Source organism: Acinetobacter sp. YH16040_T (genome assembly GCF_024605785.1).
GTDB lineage: Bacteria > Pseudomonadota > Gammaproteobacteria > Pseudomonadales > Moraxellaceae > Acinetobacter > Acinetobacter amyesii.
This window is the reverse complement of the sequence record NZ_CP094541.1, coordinates 3064079-3085375: the sequence shown is the minus strand read 5'-3', so window position 1 is coordinate 3085375 and position 21297 is coordinate 3064079. Positions and strand designations below refer to the sequence as shown.

The window sequence follows — 21297 nt, the reverse complement described above, 5'->3', positions numbered from 1 at the left end:
ATGCATACTTCAACGACCAGTACGGTTCCGTTAGAACCATGGACTGCCGAACAGTTGGTTCAAGCGACACAAGGTCACTGGCATAACAATCAAGCGCCGACAGGTTCTGTAAAACGAATTTTGACCGACTCACGTCATGCAGAGCAAGGTGACGCTTTTCTTGCCCTGAAAGGTGAACGCTTTGATGCGCATGACTTCCTTGCTCAAGTGGCTGAAAAGGGTTGTGAAATTGCCATTGTCAGTCATCCGGTTGATGTGGATATTTGTCAGTTGGTGGTTGCAGATACACGTTTAGCACTTGGACATTTAGGTGCATTTCGTCGTGCCCAAAACCCAGCCTTAAAAGTGATTGCCTTGACAGGAAGTAGTGGTAAAACTACGACCAAAGAGATGCTCGGGAGTATCCTTTCTCGTCTTGCACCAACGTTAATTACGCGCGGTAATTTAAATAATGACCTTGGCGTACCGATGATGTTACTTGAGTTACGTCCAGAACATCAGTATGCCGTGATGGAGCTTGGTGCCAGTCATAAAGGTGAAATTGATTACACCTCAAATTTGGTACAGCCTCAGGTTGCCGGTATTTTAAATATTGGCACCGCTCATATGGGGGAGTTTGGTGGGCGTGATGGTATTTGTTGTGCCAAGTCTGAAATTTATGCACATATAGCGAAAACAGGAACTTCGATTGTCCCTGCGGCAGATGATTTTACAGATGCCATTCGTCAAGCGGTGCAAACTGAGCAAGTAATGAGTTTTGGTCAGGGCGGGGATGTTTTTGCGACTGAGACTGAACTTCAGGCTCAATCTTCACGTTTTATCTTAAATACGCCACAAGGTTCGCGTCCTGTTCAACTGCCATTTGCGGGTGAGCATAATGTGCAAAATGCCACTGCAGCCGCAGCTTTCGCGTTGTCGATTGGTGTGAGTTTAGATGATATCGTTGTGGGGCTTGAACATGCGACAGGTGCCAAAGGCCGTCTAAACTTTATTCAACACAAAGATTATTTGTTTATTGATGATACTTACAATGCAAATCCAACCTCAATGCGTGCTGCTGCTGATGTACTTGCGCAGCAAGATGGCATCAAAGTCATGGTCATTGGGGATATTGGTGAGTTAGGTTCATCTGCTGCACAGCAGCACTACATGTTGGGACGTGATCTTGTAGCACACTCTGGTCTTCAATTTGTCGTTGCTGTCGGTGAGTTTTCACCTGCTGTGCAAGAAGGCGCGCGTAGTACACAATATGGTAAAAAATTACAGGCCTTTCTTACTCAAGAACAGGCTTTACCGTTATTAATTAGTCTAGTCAAAACACATCAGCCTCAGTCCATGAGTTTCCTGTTTAAAGGTTCTCGTTATACCCACATGGAAACTTTGATGGCTGAATTGATGGAGAAACTTTAATGCTGTTATGGTTATTTGAGCAGCTTGCGGGTTATCACAGCTCGTTTCAGGTTGTTCGTTATTTAACGCTTCGTTCACTACTCAGTGTCTTAACGGCATTGGCCATTGGTCTGTTGCTTGGACCTGTGATGATCCGCAAATTGCAAGCTCTCAAATATGGTCAGGCAGTCAGTTCATTTGCACCTGAAAATCATGCCAAAAAAATGGGCACACCGACTATGGGCGGTGTGTTGATTTTACTGTCTATTGGGATTTCAACCTTACTTTGGGCCGATCTTTCAAACCCTTATGTATGGATTGTACTTGGTGTGATGGTGATCTTTGGTGCTGTTGGCTGGGCAGATGACTGGATTAAAATCCGTTATAAAGATAATGCCGGTCTACCTGCGAAGAAGAAATTCTTTTGGACTTCTGTGGCATCGTTAGGCGCCGGTATTGCGCTCTATGTGATTGCGACACAGCAAGCAAACCCTGTACATACCTCAAATATGTTGGATCTGCTGATTCCATTCTTTAAAGAAATTAGCATTCCGTTGTCTATTATTCCACTCGGTATTGGCTTTATTGTCTTTACTTATTTGGTGATTAACGGTGCATCCAATGCTGTGAACTTAACCGATGGTTTAGATGGTCTGGCGATTATGCCAATCGTTCTAGTTGCCGCAGGTTTAGGTGTATTTGCTTATCTGGCTGGTGATGTTCGTTTTGCCGATTATTTACATATCCCTTATGTGAAATACGCATCTGAACTTGTCGTGATCTGTGCGGCAATGATCGGTGCTGGTTTGGCATTCTTATGGTTTAACGCGCATCCAGCTCAAGTGTTTATGGGTGATGTCGGTGCCTTATCTCTAGGTGCGATGCTCGGTACGATCGCAGTCATGGTTCGTCAAGAAATCGTTTTTGCCATTATGGGCGGTGTCTTTGTGGTTGAAGCTATTTCTGTTTTCTTGCAAATTGGCTCACTGCGTATGCGGAACAAGCGTGTATTCTTAATGGCACCGCTGCACCATCACTATGAGAAAAAGGGATGGCGTGAAACTCAGGTGGTGATTCGTTTTTGGATTATCACAATTATGCTGGTAGTTTTGGGTCTAATGACTTTAAAATTACGTTAAGCAAATAAATAAACGAAACCGGCATTTGCTCCCACAGATGCCGGTTTTTTTATTTCAAAAATATAGTGGAGTAAATGATGAACCTGTTGATGTGTCCTGTATGCCGTGAAGCATTGAAACTCACAGAGCGGACATGGCGCTGTGAAAATAATCATAGCTATGATGTTGCAAAACAAGGCTATGTCAATTTACATGTGGTTCAACATAAACACAGTAAAAATCCGGGTGATACGCCTGAATCTTTACAGGCGCGTCGTGCGTTTTTGAGTGCAGGTCACTATGCACCTTTGCAACAGGCAGTGGTGGCTTTGATTCAAAAATTAAGGGTTGAAAACTTGTTGGATATTGGCTGTGGTGAAGGCTATTACACTGATGCGATGCAAGCTGAAGTACTACAGTGTGTGGGTGTCGATATTGCTAAAAATGCAGTACAAGTGGCCGCTAAACTGAATAAAGAGGTGACTTGGGTGGTTGGGACAGGGGCAACCTTACCTGTATTAGACCATTCGATTGACTTGTGTACGAGTTTATTTAGTCCTATTCCAAAAGAAGAAATCCTTCGCGTATTAAAGCCTGAGGGGCACTTGATGGTGGTTACACCTGCACCAGAGCATCTTTATGCTATGCGTGAAGCTTTGTTTGAAGAAGTAAAACCACATGAACCGCATAAATTTGTGGAACAACTGGCGAATGATTTTGAATTGGAAAGTGAACAAGTGGTTCAAGCGAAAATGTCACTTTCTCAGCAGGATCTCAAAAACTTAATTGCAATGACGCCTTATGCCTATAAAGTGAAAGCTGAGCGTCGAGAAGCTCTAGAAAAAAATGAACAATTTGAGTTGCAAGCGCAGTATCAAATTTATCTCTTTAAAAAGAAATAATGCATTGGAAGTGATAAAAAAGCCCTCGTTTGAGGGCTTTTTTTATGCAGTATTTACTGAACTTGATCGATGAGATGATCAAGTGCGTCCGTTTTATGCTCTGCACCTTGTGGTTTAGGCTGCATTGGCGGAGGCGCAGTTCGAGTCGGTGCAAGATTGGTTTCAGTAGACCCAGGAAGGTCGTCAAAATCATTTTGCGAAGCCTGAGGCTTCGGTGCAACAGGAGCAGGACGATACAGCGGTTGAGCCATTGGTGGCGTTGCTGCACGATCTTGTTCAGGTTGACCTTGAGTCGCTTTAGCCGAATTACGGTTGATTGGATTCTTGGCATGGGTGTCTAAACGCACCCAAGCTTCAGGTGTGCCTTTAAGTGATTTCGCCATAAAATCTGACCAAATAGGCAATGCTGCAACACCACCATATTCACGGCGACCTAAAGTAGAGGGTTGGTCAAAACCGACCCAAGCCACAGTGACCAATTTTCCATTAAATCCAGCAAACCACGCGTCTTTTGCATCATTGGTTGTACCGGTTTTACCGCCTAAATCACCGCGACCAATTTTTAAAGCCGCACGACCTGTACCGTGTTGGATCACGTCACGCAAGATGTTCGCCATATCAAAGGCTGAACTTGACTTCAAAATCCGCTGAGCTTGTTTATAGTTTGCTGCTTCAGTATCGGAAATTTTTGATTCAGCGGGCTTGTTATCCTGATTGGTGACTTCAATCACTTCATCATCCGGCGTGGTCGGATCTGCAGATTCAACTTCGTCCTTTTGATTGATACATTGAATACATGCATATTCAGGATTGGCTTGATAAATGACTTTGCCATAAGCATCTTCAATACGGCTAATAAAATGGGGTTGAATACGATATCCACCGTTGGCAAAAGTCGCATAACCTGTCGCCATTTGAATCGGCAACACCTGTGGGGTACCTAAAGCAATGGTGTAGTTACTTGGAATTTGGTTTTCTTGTAAGCCAAAATCCATAAATAATTGGCGAGTACGTTCAATTCCGACGACTTGTAATAAGCGAACAGAGACCGTGTTACGTGATAAATATAGGGCACGGCGTAGAGGAATCATCCCTAAATACCGACCGTCAGAGTTTTTAGGCGTCCACTTGCCAATCGTAATTGGATTGTCATTGACCATGGAGTATGGAGTCATACCGCGTTCAAGTGCTAAAGCATAAACAAAGGGTTTAATGGTTGAACCCGGCTGACGCCAGCCTTGTAGAGCACGGTTAAATTTAGATTGATAAAAATTATAACCACCGACAATGGCTTCAATGCCACCATTATTGGGGTTGAGTGCGATTAATTGACCTTGCGCTTTTGGAATTTGCACCAAAGCCCATGAGCTTTTATCAGCATTCGGACGTAGGCGAATAATATCTTTTACTTTAACAATTTGTGAGGCTTTGCTTGGCGCATTGCCTACACTATTGGCATTGCGATAGGGACGTGCCCAAGACAGACCTGACCATGGAACAGTCACACTACTGCCGTCTTGCATCAACACTTCGATACTGGTGTTGTTGACTTTAGTGACTTCGGCAGGATAAGTGTTAGCATATGGAATAAAGTTTTTTAATGGCTCATCATGTGCTTCTGCACCACGCCAACCATGTCGTCTATCGTAAGCTTCAAGACCATCTTGCACAGCTTGCTCAGCATAGGCTTGGCGTTGGCTGTTGATGGTGGTGTAGACTTTATAGCCTGAATCAGTCGCCTGTTCACCAAACTTTTCGACTAATTCTGAGCGAACCATTTCGCCTACATAGGGAAATTTATTGCTGACCCCACGGTCAGGCATATCGAGATTAATTGGTTCAGCAATCGCTTTTTGATATTCAGATTGATTGATATAACCCAATTGCAACATACGTCCTAAAATCCAATTACGACGTTCTAAAGCACGTTTTGGGTTGGCTACAGGATTATATTTTGATGGTGCTTTGGGTAAGCCTGAAATCATTGCCATTTGAGCCAAACTCAAATCTTGCAAGCTCTTGTTATAATAAATTTTTGCAGCTGCAGCGATCCCGTAAGCATTTTTGCCCAAAAAGATTTTGTTGACATACAGCGTTAAAATTTCTTCTTTGCTTAGATTCTGTTCAATTTTTCGAGCAAGGAAAACTTCAGTCAGTTTACGTTTTAAAGTACGTTCTGGAGTCAGATAATAGTTTTTTGCAACCTGCATGGTAATGGTTGAACCACCCGTTTGCACATCTGAACCCGTAATACTTTCACTGACAGCACGTCCCAATCCTTTGAAACTAATTCCGCTGTGCTCAAAAAACGAAGAATCTTCCGCAGCTAAAAAGCCATGAATGAAATGAGACGGGATTTGGTCGTACTCTACAGGGACCGAAAGTTTGCCACCATATTCTGCAATCAGCTCATTATCAGCACTATAAACCTGTAATGGTTTTAATAATGGAGCCTTTTTTAAGATGGACATTTCAGGCAAAGACGGGGCAATATAGAGATACATGCCATAGAAACCCATTGGAATTGCGACCAAAATAATAATAATGGCCAAAAAAAATGGATGAACAAGGCCTGAACAAGATAGCTTTTTCATAACAAGTAAGTTTTAATAAGAGCTAATGGCAAACTAATTGGTGGTCAGTATATCCTTTCGATATACGGATTGTTAGATGAGTTATTGTATCTGTATAAAATTATAGACCAATGCTAATTAGTGGGTTAATTTTTTTGGGGATAAAAAAATAATAGGAATTATATTGTGCTCAGGTTATATCGTAAGCCAAATAAGGGGTTAATAGGAGTAGATATTAGTTCGACTTCTGTTAAGGTTTTGGAACTTTCTGTAAAGAGTGGGCGGTATTGGGTAGAAAGCTATGCTTTGGTACCATTACCAGAAGGAAGTGTTGTTGAAAAGAACATATTGAATCCGGAAGCTGTCGGTGACTGTTTAGAGCGCGCAATTAATTTGGCCAATACACAGACGACCAATGCAGCTTTGGCGGTTCCAACCTCGATGGTGATTACAAAAATCATCGAAATGGACGCAGATATGAATGATGATGAACGTGAAATTCAGATTCGTGATGATGCTGAGCAATATATTCCGTTCCCACTTGATGAAGCGAGCCTTGATTTTGAGGTCTTGCCGGATCGTTTATCCAATCCAAATCGTGTCAATGTTCTACTTGTCGCTACGCGTATTGAAAATGTCGAAGCGCGTGCGGAAGTTATTCAGCTTGCGGGTCTGACACCAAAAATTGGCGATGTAGAAAGCTTTGCAATTGAAAATGCATTTAAAGTTTTCTCAGATACTTTGCCAATGGGTGTAAATACCGTGGGTATTTTAGATATTGGTCATAGTATGACGACCTTATCTGTTATGCAGAATAACAAAGTGATTTATACCCGTGAGCAAGTGTTTGGTGGCAAACAATTGACACAGGAAATTCAAAATCGCTATGCATTGTCTTTCGAAGAAGCGGGTCGTGCGAAAAAAACACGTGCCTTGCCAGATGACTATGATGTTGAAGTCTTAGAACCTTTCTTAGAAGCTGTCGTTCAACAAGCAGCGCGTTCTTTACAGTTCTTCTTCTCATCTTCACAGTTCAACGAAATTGACCACATCTTATTGGCAGGGGGGAATGCCAATATTCCGGGGCTTGCAAAACTACTTCAACAAAAATTGGGTTACCGTGTCACGATTGCCAATCCATTCTTACAAATGGGTTTTTCACCTCAAATTGATATTAAAAAAATTGAAAATGATGCCTCATCACTCATGGTGGCATGCGGTCTAGCATTGAGGAGTTTTGATTAATGGCAAAAATTAACTTGCTCCCTTGGCGTGATGAGCTAAGAGAGAAACGAAAAAAAGAATTTATTGCACTTTGTATTGGGGCTTTTTTAATTGGGGTAATTGGGGTTGGTTTAACATGGTTGTACTTTGATCACAAATTAAAAGATCAAGAACAAGCGAACCAATTGATTATCAGTCATAACCAAAATTTAGATGTTCAATTAAAGTCTTTAGATGGTTTGCAAGAACAACGTAATGCCATTATTGAACGCATGAAGCTGATTCAAGGCTTACAAGGTCAACGTCCAATCGCGGTACATCTTGTAGATGAATTGGTTCGTGTGACACCTGCCAATATGTACATCACAAAATTTGAGCGTAATGGCGACAAATTTATGATCGAAGGGCGTGCGGAAAGTCCAAATACTGTTGCAGATTTACTGCGTAATTTGGAAGCATCACCTTGGTATCGTAATGCCTTCATGAGCTCATTCCTTGTGGCTGAAGAGAAAAAAGACAAAGCGCCGACGTCAGTGGTTCCTCGCGTAGAAGAATCTTATGGTGCATTTACTGTGACTGCTGATTTGGAGCAAATTGCGCAGCCGACCATTAATGATCCAGCAGCAAATGCAGGACAGTCAGCTTCATCGGCGCAAACATCTGACGCACAAACTGCAGCAACACCAACTCCGGAGGCTGCAAAATGAGTCGTGATGAATTTGAACAATTGAATCAAGATGCTGTTGTCATTCCGAAAAAGAAAATGACTTTTGATAAGTTTGTACAGCAGTTCAATACCTTAGATCCGAATAACTATGGTAGTTGGCCAATTTCAGTCAAAATTACCTGCTGGATTTTTATCATTATCCTTGTGGCAATTTTGGGCTATTTCTTGGCGATTAAAGGCAAGATTGAAGCTATTTCAAGTGCCAATGCACAAGAACAAAATTTGTTGAATGAATTTCGTGAAAAAGATTCAAAACTACGTAATTTGCAACAATATCAATTGCAGTTGCAGGATATGGAAGCACGTTTTAATCAACAATTAGAACAATTGCCGAAAGAAACTGAAATTCCAGGTTTGGTTGAAGATATCAACTTAACAGGCGTGAATTCTGGACTGAAATTTAAAATTATTCGTCTTGAACCTGAAGTGAAGCAAGAGTTCTTTACGGAACAGCCAATTCGTATTGAAGCAACGGGTGATTACCATGCCTTTGGTTCATTTGTTAGTGGCATTGCCGGGCTTTCACGGATTGTGACTTTGCATAATTTAACGATTACAGCAACTGAAAATAAAGAAAAGAACTCAGATATTCCAAAAATTGATTATGTCATTTCTGCGAAAACATATCGTTACGAAGGAAATACTGAAAGTGCTGCGAAAGCTGCAGATTCAGCAAGTACACAGGAGGCTCCAAAATGAAAATGAATAAATTGGCACTTTCTGTGATGGTTGGATTTGTATTAGCAGGTTGTGAATCACGTATTGATGTGGTCAATCAAGAGATGGCAAATATACGCAATCAAGCGCCACTAGCGATTGAGCCTGCGCCAGATTTTGTGCCTGTCGAGACTTTTAATTATGCAGCGCATTCATTAAAAAGTCCGTTCTTGCCAAGTTCATTGGCAGCAGAACTTAAAATCATGGCGGGTAAGCGTGTTTATCCAAACTTGAGTCGTCAGCCTCAACCTTTGGAAAGTTATGCACTCGAAACCCTGAATATGAAGGGTAGTATGCGTAACCAATCTGGGCAAATTTTAGCCTTGATTCAGACGCCGGATGGTGAAGTTGAGCGTATTCAACGTGGAAGTTATATGGGGCTCAATCATGGTCGAGTGGTAAATATTACCCCGACTCAAATTGATTTGATTGAGATTATTCCGGATGGGCGAGAAGGATATGTAGAGCGTCCTAGAAGTCTCATATTAATTGGACCAGCACCTTAAGCTTAAAGGAATAAAAATGAAGAATAGTGTACAAGATTTTATTTTTGGGGATGGCAATACAATGAATCATGTGTTTCGTCAGTTTTCGATGGGGGCTGTTGCAATGGCGATGATGCAAGTTGCCAATGCTCAGGTGAGTGTAACCAATGTGGTACCAATGCAAATTCCAGGTCAAGGGACTGAAATTCGCGTGATGTTTAATGGCTTGCCGCCGCAACCACAAGCTTATCAACTCGATCAACCATCACGATTGGTTTTAGACTTTGATAAAGCACAACAAAATTTAAAACAAAGTTCAATTCCTGTTGCAACGGCTGAAGCGAGCACTGTGGATGTGAGTTCGGATGCACAACGTGCGCGCTTAACGGTAAATTTAGCCAATGCTGGCGCTTTTACCACGCGTGTTGAAGGTAATACCTTTATTTTAAAAATCAACTCTGCACAAGCTGCAAATTATGTACAGCCTGTAGCACAACGTCAGCAACAGGGCATCTCAAATATTGGTTTCCACCGTGGTTCTAATGGTGAAGGTCAAGTTGTTGTTGATTTACTCGGTGGAAATACTCCCGTTGATGTTCAACAGCAAGGCAGTAAAGTGGTGATCCGTACTTTAGGCAATAAAGTACCTGCACATTTGACTCGCCGTTTAAATGTCAATGATTTTGCAACACCTGTTGCAACGGTGGACGCACATAATGATGGCGGTAATGGTGTGATTACCATTCAGTCGACGGGCAGCTATGAATATATGGCGTACCAAACTGATAATAAATTAACGGTAAGTTTGAAACGTCCGGAAGATAAGAATCCATTACGTCCTAAAGCTGCCAATCATTATACCGGTAAGAAAATTTCATTAGACTTCCAAGATATTGAAGTACGTCGTGTGCTGCAACTTTTGGCTGATTTCACTGAAATCAATATGGTTGCTGCTGATACGGTTCAAGGAAATATTACACTTCGCTTAAAAGATGTTCCTTGGGATCAAGCGCTAGACATTGTTTTGAAAACCAAGAATTTGGATAAACGTCGTAATGGTAATGTGATTTGGATTGCGCCTGTATCTGAGTTGATTAAAGCGGAAGATGATGAAGCAAAAGCACTTGCACAGCGAATAAAATTAGCGCCGATTCAAACTGAATATATTCAGCTGAGCTATGCGAAATCTTCAGATATTTTAAAATTATTAGAAGATTCCCGAGATGGAAAAGGAGCCGAGTCGAATGGCACAGCAGGAGGTACATCACTTGCATTAGAAAGTATGCTGAGCCCAAGAGGTAGTGTAGTTTCTGATAACCGGACCAATACACTTATTGTTAATGATACATCTGAGAATATTGATAAAGTTCGTAAGATGATTGATCTATTAGATGTTGCTGTCAAACAAGTCATGGTTGAAACAAGAATTGTGACCGCTCAAACAGAATTTTCGAGAGAACTCGGTGTTAACTGGGGTATACAGCGTAATAATCCGAGTTTAAGTGGTGGTGCTAATGGATCAAATGTTTGGGGTGGAGATTATTCTCCAAAGTTAGATTTAGCGGTAGATTTAGGGACGGCATCAGCAGGAAATTTTAGTTTTGGGTTGCTTAAAATTTCAGACTTTATGCTTGATCTACAACTTACAGCTTTACAATCGGATGGTCACGGTGAAGTTTTAGCAGCACCAAAAGTTTTAACGGGTGATAAGCAAAAAGCAACAATCTTAAGAGGCGATCAAATTCCGTATCAAAGTTGGAGTGCTGAAGGTGGTACGACAACAAGTTTTGTTGATGCAAACTTGAAACTGGAAGTGACCCCAAGTATTACGCCAGATGGGAGGGTACAGATGGATTTAAAAGTTAACAAGGATACTGTTGGTCGATTAACCGCGGCCGGTTATTTAATTAATACCAATAAACTTGAGACTAATGTTTTAGTCGGTGATGGTGAAACAGTGGTCCTAGGTGGTATTTTTGATGACATTCAACAAAATCAATATACCAAAGTACCTTTTTTGGGGGATTTGCCGGTTTTCGGAAACTTATTTAAAAATAATGTGAAAACTAGCGCACAGACAGAGCTCCTGATTTTTGTTACTCCGCGAATTGTTAATGACAGTGTTACGAGAAATCATTAATATATTTTCAATTTAACAAAAGAAATAGGTGACTCCTTGCCAAGCAAAGAGTTTGAAACCCTACCAAATATCTATTTGGTAGGGCCAATGGGGGCAGGAAAAACAACCGTAGGGCGACATTTAGCAGAATTGTTAGGACGTGAATTTCTAGACAGTGATCATGAAATTGAACGTAAAACAGGTGCCACGATTCCTTGGATTTTTGAAAAGGAAGGGGAAAAAGGCTTTAGAAGTCGTGAAACGAATGTCATTGATGAGTTAACTGCAAAGAAACAACTGGTCTTAGCGACTGGCGGTGGTGCTGTGACTCAGCCCCCAAATCGTGAATTTTTAAAACAACGTGGTATTGTTGTTTATCTATATACTCCGGTGGAAATTCAGTTACAACGAACCTACCGCGACAAAAATCGTCCACTTCTTCAAGTGGAAAATCCAGAGCAAAAGCTACGAGATTTATTGGCTGCCCGCGATCCTCTTTATCGTGAAGTCGCGCACTATATTATTGAAACCAATCAAGGTGCCGCGCGAGATCTTGCGCAAAAAATTTTTAATTTAATTGTTTCACAAAATATATCTCGTTAAAAAAGGTTAAATTCATGCAAACCTTACATGTTGAACTTGGTGATCGTCGCTACCCTATTTTTATTGGGAGTGACCTCGATCCACAAACTTTACTTGAGCCTTATATTCAGGGTAAACAAGTGATGATTGTCTCTAATACCACAGTTGCTCCGCTCTATTTAAAACATTATGTAGATGCAATTGAGGCATTAGGGAAAACCGTTGCAACATGTATTTTGCCTGATGGTGAAAAGTATAAAAATTTAGACCATTTGAATTTAATTTTTGATGCCTTACTCGAAGCAGGCTTTAACCGTGATTGTACGGTTTTGGCATTAGGTGGGGGCGTCATTGGGGATATGACCGGTTTTGCCTCTGCATGCTATCAACGTGGTGTGTATTTTATTCAAGTGCCGACGACATTACTTTCTCAAGTGGATTCAAGTGTTGGTGGAAAAACCGGGATTAACCATCCACTGGGTAAAAACATGATTGGTGCCTTCCAGCAACCCCAAGTGGTCCTTGCAGATATGGCGCAATTAAAAACTTTGCCAGCGCGTGAACTTTCTGCAGGTTTGGCCGAAGTGATCAAATATGCGTTGTTGGGTGATGTTGAATTCTTGACTTGGCTTGAACAACATATGGATGCATTGGTTGCAGGTGATGCAACCTTGTTGGCTGAAGCAGTATATCGTTCATGTGCCCATAAAGCGCGTATTGTGGCCAATGATGAAAAAGAACAAGGCGAACGTGCATTATTAAACCTGGGTCATACCTTTGGTCATGCGATTGAATCATACTTAGGATATGGTGAATGGTTGCATGGTGAAGCCGTTGCAACAGGGATGGTAATGGCTGCAGATTTGTCCCAGCGTATGGGTTGGATCACTGCTGAAGATTTAGAACGTACAAAAAAAATCATTTTACGTGCACAATTACCGATAGTTTGCCCTAAAATTCCGCTAGAGGATTTTTTGGCGTATATGTCTCATGATAAAAAAGTATTGAATGGGCAATTACGACTTATTTTACTGAAATCATTAGGTCAGGCCATCATCACCAAAGAGTTTGATGTTGAGTTAATGAAACAGGCAATTTTGGCAAATCAGGCAGAGTAGGTACATCATGGCAGCGCGGCAGTCTCAATGGCAAAAAGTTCATCACTACGCATGGTTGGTGGGTGGAGCTGTGTGTCTGTTCGCTGCATTGGTTTTCTGGGCGATTACAGATACCAAAGAATTGGTTGAAGTTGAAAAGCAAGCTGAAACCGAAGTGGATTTGCAAATTCAGCCAGAGAAAGTGGCAGCAATGTCCCATCTTGGTGCATTAAATGAAGAAGTACGTCCACTTGATATGACGACCCGTGTGGTTGCTACAGCTCAACATGAGCCAGAATTTCGCGGCACTAAATTTATCAATGATTCTGCCAAACTTTATGGTGTTGAATTATTTCGGGTTTCTGAGGAAGATATTTTAAAAAGTTTCTTACGCAAGCAGCCTGAGCGTCATAAATTTATTTATCTACGTCTTTCAGGTGAAGACCATCCTGAGCAATACGTCATTTTAACTGGACCATATTCGTCGCAAAATGATGCCAAAGCTGCAATGTCGAGCCTTAACATCGCTTTGCCTGCTTCAATTAAACCTGAAGTTGTGGAATTTAAACAATATCAAGCATATGTGAATGACTTGGGCACAGAAGAAATGTCGTCGAGTCAAAAGTTATATGCTGTTAAATTAAAACCTGTACCTTTACCGAAAATTGATGAAGCTCAAATCGCCGCACGAAAAGCAGCGGCTGCAACGACGGTAACAACTCCAGCTAATGCAACAACAAGTACTACGGTGACTCGTCGTGATGCGGAAGGGAATGTGATTGATGTGCAAAAATCACAAAGTAGTGTAGATGCACCACGTCCAAAACCTGCACCAGTAGAGCAAGAAGTAACCGATCCATTTAATTAGTTCTAAAATAGCGCAAGACCTCTTGGGAAAAGCCTAAACTGCACAGAAAAAGTGCATAAAATAAAAAAAGAACAATTTGAATTATTTGTTATAACTAAAAAGTGCTTGTAATCAGCCATCTTAGGGTAAAATGCATCAAGTTGGCATATAAATTGCTTAATTGGTGCGTAAATTGAACTTTTCTCCCTGTTTTGGCGCGAAAATGATTCGATAAAAGTGCGAAGTCATTAATCCAGTCGTTATCCCTGATCTGAACTGCAAAAGCAGAAAATTTGACTTTTTATTCATGCATCAAAGGTGAATTCGGTTTATCTTAAGGGTGTGAATAAGAAATAATTTTGCTCGACAGAACAATTCATGTGAGTAAGTTAAGACGAATCGCAACAAGAAATTAGTTTGTTAAGTGCTCGAAAGAGCTGTAAAGAAAAGAAGGGTACGCTATGCACATGCCATCGCCTAATACTGTAGCTCCCGCTCAAGGTTTATACCAACCGGATGAGTTTAAAGATAACTGTGGTTTCGGTTTAATCGCCCATATGCAGGGTGATGCAAGCCATGATCTCGTCAAAACCGCAATGCATAGTTTAAGTTGTATGACCCACCGTGGTGGTATTGCCGCAGATGGCAAAACCGGTGACGGCTGTGGTCTACTCCTTGCTATGCCAAAAGAATTTTTCCGTGAAGAAGCGAAAAAACTCAGTGACATTACATTGAGTGAAATCTTTGCTGTGGGTACGGTATTTCTAAATCTAGACCCTGCATTAGCCGCACATGCAAAACAAATTTTAACCAAAGAAATCGAAGACGAAGGCTGTAAAGTCATCGCTTGGCGTGTTGTGCCAACCAATAACGATGCATTGGGTTCAATCGCGATGCAGTCATTGCCTGCCTTTGAACAAATTATCGTGAATTGCCCAATGGGTGTTTCAGAGGTTGAATTCAACCGTAAGTTGGTGATGGCACGTCGTCGTGCAGAACAACAGCTGACTGCTGACCCATATTTCTATGTAACCACTTTATGCTCAACTGTGATCAGCTATAAAGGTTTGATGATGCCAGCAGCCATTGCTGACTTCTATACCGATCTTGCTGATGAGCGTTTAAAGTCACATATCGTGGTATTCCATCAGCGTTTCTCAACCAATACCTTACCGCGTTGGCCATTGGCTCAGCCGTTCCGTTACTTAGCACACAATGGTGAGATCAATACCATTACCGCCAACCGTAACTGGGCGATGGCACGTACACCAAAATTTGAAAACCCATTGTTGCCGGGTTTAACTGAGCTGAATCCAATCGTAAACCGTACAGGTTCGGATTCTTCAAGCTTAGACAATATGCTGGAAATCCTTGTTGGTGGCGGTATGGATTTGTTCCGTGCGCTGCGCATGTTGGTTCCACCTGCTTGGCAAAACGTTGAAACTTTAGATGCGGACTTACGTGCATTCTACGAATTCAACTCAAAACATATGGAAGCTTGGGATGGTCCAGCAGGTCTGGTAATTCAAGATGGTCGTCATGCGATTTGTATGCTTGACCGTAATGGTTTACGTCCAGCACGTTGGGTGATTACCAAAAATGGTTACATCACTTTGGCATCAGAAATTGGTGTTTGGGGTTATGAACCAGAAGACGTTGTATCTAAAGGTCGTGTCGGTCCAGGTCAAATTTTGGTGATCGATACCTTTACCGGCAAAATGCTCGATACTCAAGATGTGAGTAATCACCTTAAGCGTATGCGTCCATACCGTCAGTGGTTACGTGAAAACTCAGTACGTGTACAAGGCAGTCCAGAGCTAGAAGAATATTTATGTGAACAAGGCTTAAAAGGCGATGACCTGAAAGCTTCACAAAAAATGTTCATGGTTACCTTTGAAGAGCGTGACCAATTGCTTCGTCCAATCGCTGAAAGCGGTCAGGAAGCTGTGGGCTCAATGGGTGACGATACGCCAATGGCAGTATTGTCACGTCAAGTGCGCCATGTGTCTGACTACTTCCGTCAGCAGTTCGCTCAGGTTACGAATCCGCCAATCGATCCATTACGTGAATCGATCGTAATGTCGTTAGAGACATGTCTCGGCCGTGAACAAAATGTATTTGAACAAGGTCCAGAGCATGCAGATCGTCTGATCATTTCAAGCCCAGTACTGTCAAATTCGAAAATGCATCAAATTCGTACCCTTGGCCGTAAAGGTTATGAAATTGCAGACATCGACCTGAACTATGCAGAAGATGAAGGCTTAGAAGTTGCTATCGCGCGTATTTGTGAAGAATCTGCACAAGCGATTCGCGACGGAAAAACATTGCTTGTATTGTCTGATAAGAAAATCCGTCAAGGTTTCTTACCTGCCAATGCATTGATGGCAACTGGTGCGGTTCACCACTATTTAATCAATGTGGGTCTACGTACAGATGCCAACATCATTGTCGAAACAGGTTTGGCGCGTGATGCGCATCAGTTTGCTGTGATTCTTGGTTTCGGTGCGACTGCGATCTATCCATACCTTGCATATGATGTGATCAATGACTTGATCGCGAAAGGCGAGTTGTTGGGTGACCCAATCCATGCACAAGCGAACTTCCGTAAAGGCATTGAGAAAGGCTTATTGAAAGTCCTTTCTAAGATGGGTATTTCTACTGTTGCCTCTTACCGTGGCGGTCAGTTGTTTGAAGCGGTAGGACTCTCTGATGAAGTGGTTGCAAAATGCTTTACGGGTGTACCGAGCCGTATTAAAGGCGCAACATTCTCTGATCTAGAAAATGACTTGAAAAAATTGGCAGATTTGGCGTGGAAATCACGTAAGCCAATCGATCAAGGCGGTATGCTGAAATTTGTATTCGGTAAGGAATATCACGCATTTAACCCAGACGTGATCAATGCACTGCATAAATCTGTGCGTTCTGGTAATTATGCGGACTTTAAAGAATACGCAGAGCTAGTGAATAACCGTCCAATCGCGACGATTCGTGACTTATTCAAGCTGAAAACAGATCAATCGATTGCACTCGATCAAGTTGAATCCGTGGAAGAAATTCTGCCACGTTTTGACTCGGCTGGGATGTCTTTAGGCGCATTATCGCCTGAAGCACACGAAGCTATTGCAATCGCTATGAATACCATTGGTGGTCGCTCGAACTCAGGCGAGGGCGGCGAAGACCCAGCGCGTTACGGCACTATCCGTAACTCGAAAATCAAACAAATTGCATCTGGCCGTTTTGGTGTGACCCCTGCATATCTAACTTCTGCAGAAGTCCTTCAAATTAAAGTGGCGCAAGGTGCAAAACCAGGTGAAGGTGGTCAGTTGCCGGGCGGTAAAGTGAATGGCTTAATTGCACGTTTACGTTACTCAGTACCGGGTGTGACATTAATTTCTCCGCCGCCGCATCACGACATCTATTCAATCGAAGATTTATCACAGTTAATTTTCGATTTAAAACAGGTTAACCCACAGGCGATGGTGTCCGTTAAGCTGGTTTCTGAGCCGGGTGTCGGTACGATTGCGGCAGGTGTAGCAAAAGCATATGCAGACTTCATTACCATTTCTGGTTATGACGGCGGTACAGCGGCTTCTCCACTTTCTTCAATTCACCATGCAGGTTCTCCATGGGAGCTTGGTCTATCTGAGGCGCATCAGGCGCTTCGTGTGAACGATCTGCGCGGCAAAGTCCGTGTACAAACTGATGGTGGCTTGAAAACAGGTCTAGACGTTGTGAAAGCAGCGATTCTAGGGGCTGAAAGTTTTGGTTTCGGTTCTACACCGATGATCGCATTAGGTTGTAAATACCTCCGTATTTGCCACTTAAACAACTGTGCGACCGGTGTTGCAACACAGCAAGATCATTTACGTCAGGAACACTATATCGGTGAGCCTGAAATGCTGATCAATTTCTTCCACTTTATTGCGGAAGAAACACGTGAATGGTTAGCAGCGCTAGGCGTTTCAAGTCTGAAAGATTTGATTGGCCGTACAGATTTACTGGAAATGCTTCCAGGTGAAACTGAAAAACATGCACACCTTGATTTGAGCGCATTACTTCAATCGCATCCTGCGGCTGAAGGCAAAGCACAGTACTGTGAAGTACAAGGCAATGCACCATTCGATAAAGGTTTATTGGCTGAAAAAATGGTGGCAGAAATGCTTCCAGCGATTGAGGCAGGTACAGGCGGTGAATACGGTTTTACCATTGGTAACTGTGACCGCTCAATTGGTGCACGTATTTCGGGTGAAATTGCAAAACGCTATGGCAACCTGAGCATGGAAGCACATCCAGTTAAGGTGAATCTGAATGGTACAGCTGGTCAGTCTTTAGGTGTATGGAACGCAGGTGGTCTGCATATTAGCCTTGAAGGTGATGCGAATGACTACGTCGGTAAAGGCATGGCAGGTGGTCGTATCTCGATCTTCCCACCGAAAGGTTCACCGTTCCAAACGCAAAACACTGCGATCATTGGTAACACCTGTTTATATGGTGCAACAGGCGGTAAATTGTTTGCTGCAGGTACAGCAGGTGAGCGTTTTGCAGTACGTAACTCAGGTGCGTTTGCTGTGATTGAAGGTGCAGGCGACCACTGCTGTGAATACATGACGGGTGGTATCGTGACTGTATTGGGTAAAGTGGGTCATAACTTTGGTGCGGGTATGACAGGCGGTTTCGCTTATGTGCTCGACCTCGACAATGACTTTGTAGACCATTACAACCACGAACTGATTGAATTGAACCGTATCTCTACAGAATCGATGGAAGAACACAAAGAGTTCTTGTGCCGTATCTTAGATGAACATATTAAAGAAACAGGTAGTGCTTGGGCGTATAAGATCCGCAACGAGTTTGACTTCTATAGCCGCAAATTCTGGCTTGTGAAACCAAAAGCTGCTAATTTGCAGACTTTGTTGAAAACAACTCAAGCTGATCCACAATAATTCCACTACTGCAGATTTGATAGGCAGGTGTAAGTCAAAACATGCTTACACCTACCCACGGAGAGAGACATGGCAGAGCGCCTAAATAATGACTTTCAGTTCCTGGATGTAGCACGCCAAGATCCAGAGAAAAAAGATCTAGTTGTCCGCAAAGCAGAATTTGTGGAAATCTATAAACCGTTTACAGCTGAAGTTGCAAAAAACCAAACGCACCGCTGCTTAGGTTGCGGTAACCCGTATTGTGAATGGAAATGTCCAGTACATAACTACATTCCAAACTGGTTAAAATTGATTGCAGAAGGTCGCATTTTCCAAGCAGCAGAATTGTGTCATCAAACCAACACCTTGCCTGAAGTTTGTGGTCGTGTGTGCCCGCAAGACCGTTTATGTGAAGGCGCATGTACGCTAAATGACGGCTTTGGTGCAGTCACCATTGGTAATGCTGAAAAATACATTAACGATACAGCCTTTGCATTGGGCTGGCGTCCAGATATGTCACACGTTAAGTGGACAGATAAAAAAGTTGCGATTATTGGTGCAGGTCCTGCTGGCCTTGGCTGTGCCGATATTCTTGTACGTAATGGTGTGAAACCAGTTGTATTTGACAAACGCCCTGAAATTGGTGGTTTGCTGACTTTCGGTATTCCAGAATTCAAAATGGAAAAAGACGTAATGAAACGTCGCCGTGAGATTTTCTCTGGCATGGGCGTTGAATTTCGTCTCAATACTGAAATTGGTACAGATGTGACCATTGATCAGCTTTTGGCTGATTACGACGCTGTATTCATGGGTATGGGAACCTATACTTACATGAAGGGTGGTTTTGCGGGTGAAGATCTTGTTGGTGTGCATGATGCACTGGATTTCTTGATTGCCAATGTCAACCGTACGCAAGGTTGGGAAAAAGATCCATCTGAATACATCAGCATGGAAGGCAAAAAAGTGATCGTGCTCGGTGGTGGTGATACCGCGATGGACTGTAACCGTACCTCAATCCGTCAAGGTGCCGAATCCGTTGTCTGTGCCTACCGTCGTGATGAAGAAAACATGCCGGGTTCACGTCGTGAAGTGAAAAATGCACGTGAAGAAGGTGTGGATTTCCAATTTAATCGTCAGCCGATTGAAATTGTGGGTGAAAATGGCAAAGTAACGGGTGTTAAAGTTGTGACTACACAGCTTGGTGCGCCTGATAGTCGCGGTCGTCGTAGCCCTGAGCCAGTTCCAGGTTCAGAAGAAATTTTACCAGCAGATGCCGTGCTTTTGGCATTTGGTTTCCGTACCAGTCCAGCAGATTGGTTTGGTGCTGCTAACATTAGCCTTGATGGTTCAGGTCGTGTTGTTGCTGCTGAAAAACAGCAGTATAAGTTCCAAACTTCAAATCCAAAAATCTTCGCAGGTGGAGATATGGTGCGTGGATCTGATTTGGTTGTTACAGCTATTCATGAAGGTCGCCAAGCAGCAGAAGGTATTTTAGATTATTTAGATATCTAAATTATTGTAATTCATAAGCTTAAATTAAAACAAAACCCGCACTATGCGGGTTTTGTTTTATCGAGATTCAATCGTTTGTTTTAGGTGAGAATGAAATTTGAACAATTCTGCAAACTCAATAAGCATTTTGGCTATTTAGATTCTGTGAGATCGTTCACATAATGTGATTTGGTCATAAAGAACGAGAAAATGGATGACACAGGTGACGACACAAAAATCATATCAAAATCGCCCAAAAGCTATCGGTATTACGGTACGTCGGTTAACTTTTAATCCGAAAGCGATACGCCGACATTATTTTGCAAATTCTCCAGTGATGTCACATTTGCTCACGGCGTTATCTTCAACTTTTCCGATTGGTGAACAGTTCTTTGTGCATAGTGTTCGCAATGTGCGTGACCATGTAACGGATGAAAAGCTACAAGCACAAATTGCGGCTTTTATTGGGCAGGAGGCAATGCATTCTAAAGCACATACAGAGTTCAATGATGCATGGCGACGAGAGGATTACAATTTAGATCGTTTTCAAGCTTGGCTTGCACGTAAAGATCATCATGTTAAAAACTTGCACCCAAAAGTTCAGCTTGCCATTACTTGTGCATTTGAGCATTTCACAGCTTTACTTGGTGGTTATATTTTAAGGCATCCTGAAGTACTCAGTACTTTAGATGATGATGCGGTGAAACTTTGGGTGTGGCATGCGATTGAAGAAATTGAACATCGTGCAGTGGCTTTTGATGTTTATCAGCATGTATATGGTGATGATAAAATCCGCCGTTTGATTATGCGTAGTGTCACCACGGGTTTTGCTAGTTTAACTTTTTACTCGGCGACGCGTTTATTTTTACAGGATAAAAAGAAAAGTTTACCTAAAGTAGGGGGGAATGCTTTGGGTGTCTATTTGCTCGCGAAGATGTTTGTACAATTGTTACCGGAATATCTAGCTTATTACAAAAAAGGATTTCATCCGAGTGAAATTGATTACACTCAAATCGTGACCTATTGGAAAACGCGTTTAGCCAATGAATATCATCTAGATGGCTTTGTCGCTGAAACTCAATTGCCGAGTTAAAGTGTGTGGTT

Annotated in this window: 15 protein-coding genes; 14 read left to right on the top strand and 1 reads right to left on the bottom strand. The window is 42.3% G+C overall.

What is annotated here, in order from left to right; genetic code table 11:
- The 3 genes from murF to MST16_RS15205 all read left to right on the top strand — a co-directional run bounded on the left by murF (position 1) and on the right by MST16_RS15205 (position 3409).
- Positions 1-1410, top strand: coding sequence for a UDP-N-acetylmuramoyl-tripeptide--D-alanyl-D-alanine ligase (gene murF, locus MST16_RS15215; protein ID WP_180092201.1), 1410 nt, complete (start codon positions 1-3; stop codon positions 1408-1410).
- Positions 1410-2528, top strand: coding sequence for a phospho-N-acetylmuramoyl-pentapeptide-transferase (gene mraY, locus MST16_RS15210; protein WP_078189386.1), 1119 nt, complete (start codon positions 1410-1412; stop codon positions 2526-2528). Before murF ends, mraY begins: the two co-directional genes overlap by 1 nt.
- Before the next feature lie 77 nt (positions 2529-2605).
- Entirely contained in the window at positions 2606-3409 is an 804-nt protein-coding gene (locus tag MST16_RS15205; RefSeq protein ID WP_180092277.1) for a putative RNA methyltransferase, read from the top strand.
- Between the two features lie 53 nt (positions 3410-3462).
- Here the strand turns inward: MST16_RS15205 and ponA are convergent, their stop codons facing one another.
- Positions 3463-6003 (bottom strand): penicillin-binding protein PBP1a, encoded by a 2541-nt coding sequence (ponA, locus tag MST16_RS15200; RefSeq protein ID WP_180092204.1) that lies wholly within the window; start codon positions 6001-6003, stop codon positions 3463-3465.
- A gap of 165 nt (positions 6004-6168) precedes the next feature.
- Between ponA and MST16_RS15195 the strand changes: the two genes are divergently transcribed.
- The 11 genes from MST16_RS15195 (at position 6169) to MST16_RS15145 (ending at position 21286) form a co-directional block, all read left to right on the top strand.
- Positions 6169-7227 carry a pilus assembly protein PilM gene (locus tag MST16_RS15195; protein WP_078189383.1) on the top strand — a complete coding sequence of 353 codons (1059 nt, stop codon included), beginning with the start codon at positions 6169-6171 and terminating at the stop codon, positions 7225-7227.
- Positions 7227-7913, top strand: a complete 687-nt coding sequence (locus MST16_RS15190; RefSeq protein ID WP_078189382.1) for a PilN domain-containing protein — start codon at positions 7227-7229, stop codon at positions 7911-7913. Before MST16_RS15195 ends, MST16_RS15190 begins: the two co-directional genes overlap by 1 nt.
- Positions 7910-8632 (top strand): type 4a pilus biogenesis protein PilO, encoded by a 723-nt coding sequence (locus MST16_RS15185; RefSeq protein WP_168378181.1) that lies wholly within the window; start codon positions 7910-7912, stop codon positions 8630-8632. The genes MST16_RS15190 and MST16_RS15185 overlap by 4 nt, the downstream gene beginning before the upstream one ends.
- Positions 8629-9156, top strand: coding sequence for a pilus assembly protein PilP (locus tag MST16_RS15180; RefSeq protein WP_078192530.1), 528 nt, complete (start codon positions 8629-8631; stop codon positions 9154-9156). Before MST16_RS15185 ends, MST16_RS15180 begins: the two co-directional genes overlap by 4 nt.
- 16 nt (positions 9157-9172) lie before the next feature.
- Positions 9173-11275, top strand: a complete 2103-nt coding sequence (gene pilQ / locus MST16_RS15175; RefSeq protein WP_180088921.1) for a type IV pilus secretin PilQ — start codon at positions 9173-9175, stop codon at positions 11273-11275.
- A 36-nt stretch (positions 11276-11311) separates the two neighbouring features.
- Positions 11312-11857, top strand: coding sequence for a shikimate kinase AroK (aroK, locus tag MST16_RS15170; protein ID WP_078189378.1), 546 nt, complete (start codon positions 11312-11314; stop codon positions 11855-11857).
- Positions 11858-11871: 14 nt separating this feature from the next.
- Entirely contained in the window at positions 11872-12954 is a 1083-nt protein-coding gene (aroB, locus tag MST16_RS15165) for a 3-dehydroquinate synthase (protein ID WP_180092207.1), read from the top strand.
- Between the two features lie 7 nt (positions 12955-12961).
- Entirely contained in the window at positions 12962-13801 is an 840-nt protein-coding gene (locus MST16_RS15160; RefSeq protein WP_180092210.1) for a hypothetical protein, read from the top strand.
- 446 nt (positions 13802-14247) lie between these two features.
- Positions 14248-18723 (top strand): glutamate synthase large subunit, encoded by a 4476-nt coding sequence (gene gltB / locus MST16_RS15155; protein ID WP_180092280.1) that lies wholly within the window; start codon positions 14248-14250, stop codon positions 18721-18723.
- A 69-nt stretch (positions 18724-18792) separates the two neighbouring features.
- Positions 18793-20214, top strand: a complete 1422-nt coding sequence (locus tag MST16_RS15150; RefSeq protein WP_180092213.1) for an FAD-dependent oxidoreductase — start codon at positions 18793-18795, stop codon at positions 20212-20214.
- A 193-nt stretch (positions 20215-20407) separates the two neighbouring features.
- Positions 20408-21286 (top strand): metal-dependent hydrolase, encoded by an 879-nt coding sequence (locus MST16_RS15145; protein ID WP_180092216.1) that lies wholly within the window; start codon positions 20408-20410, stop codon positions 21284-21286.
- Positions 21287-21297 lie beyond the last annotated feature (11 nt).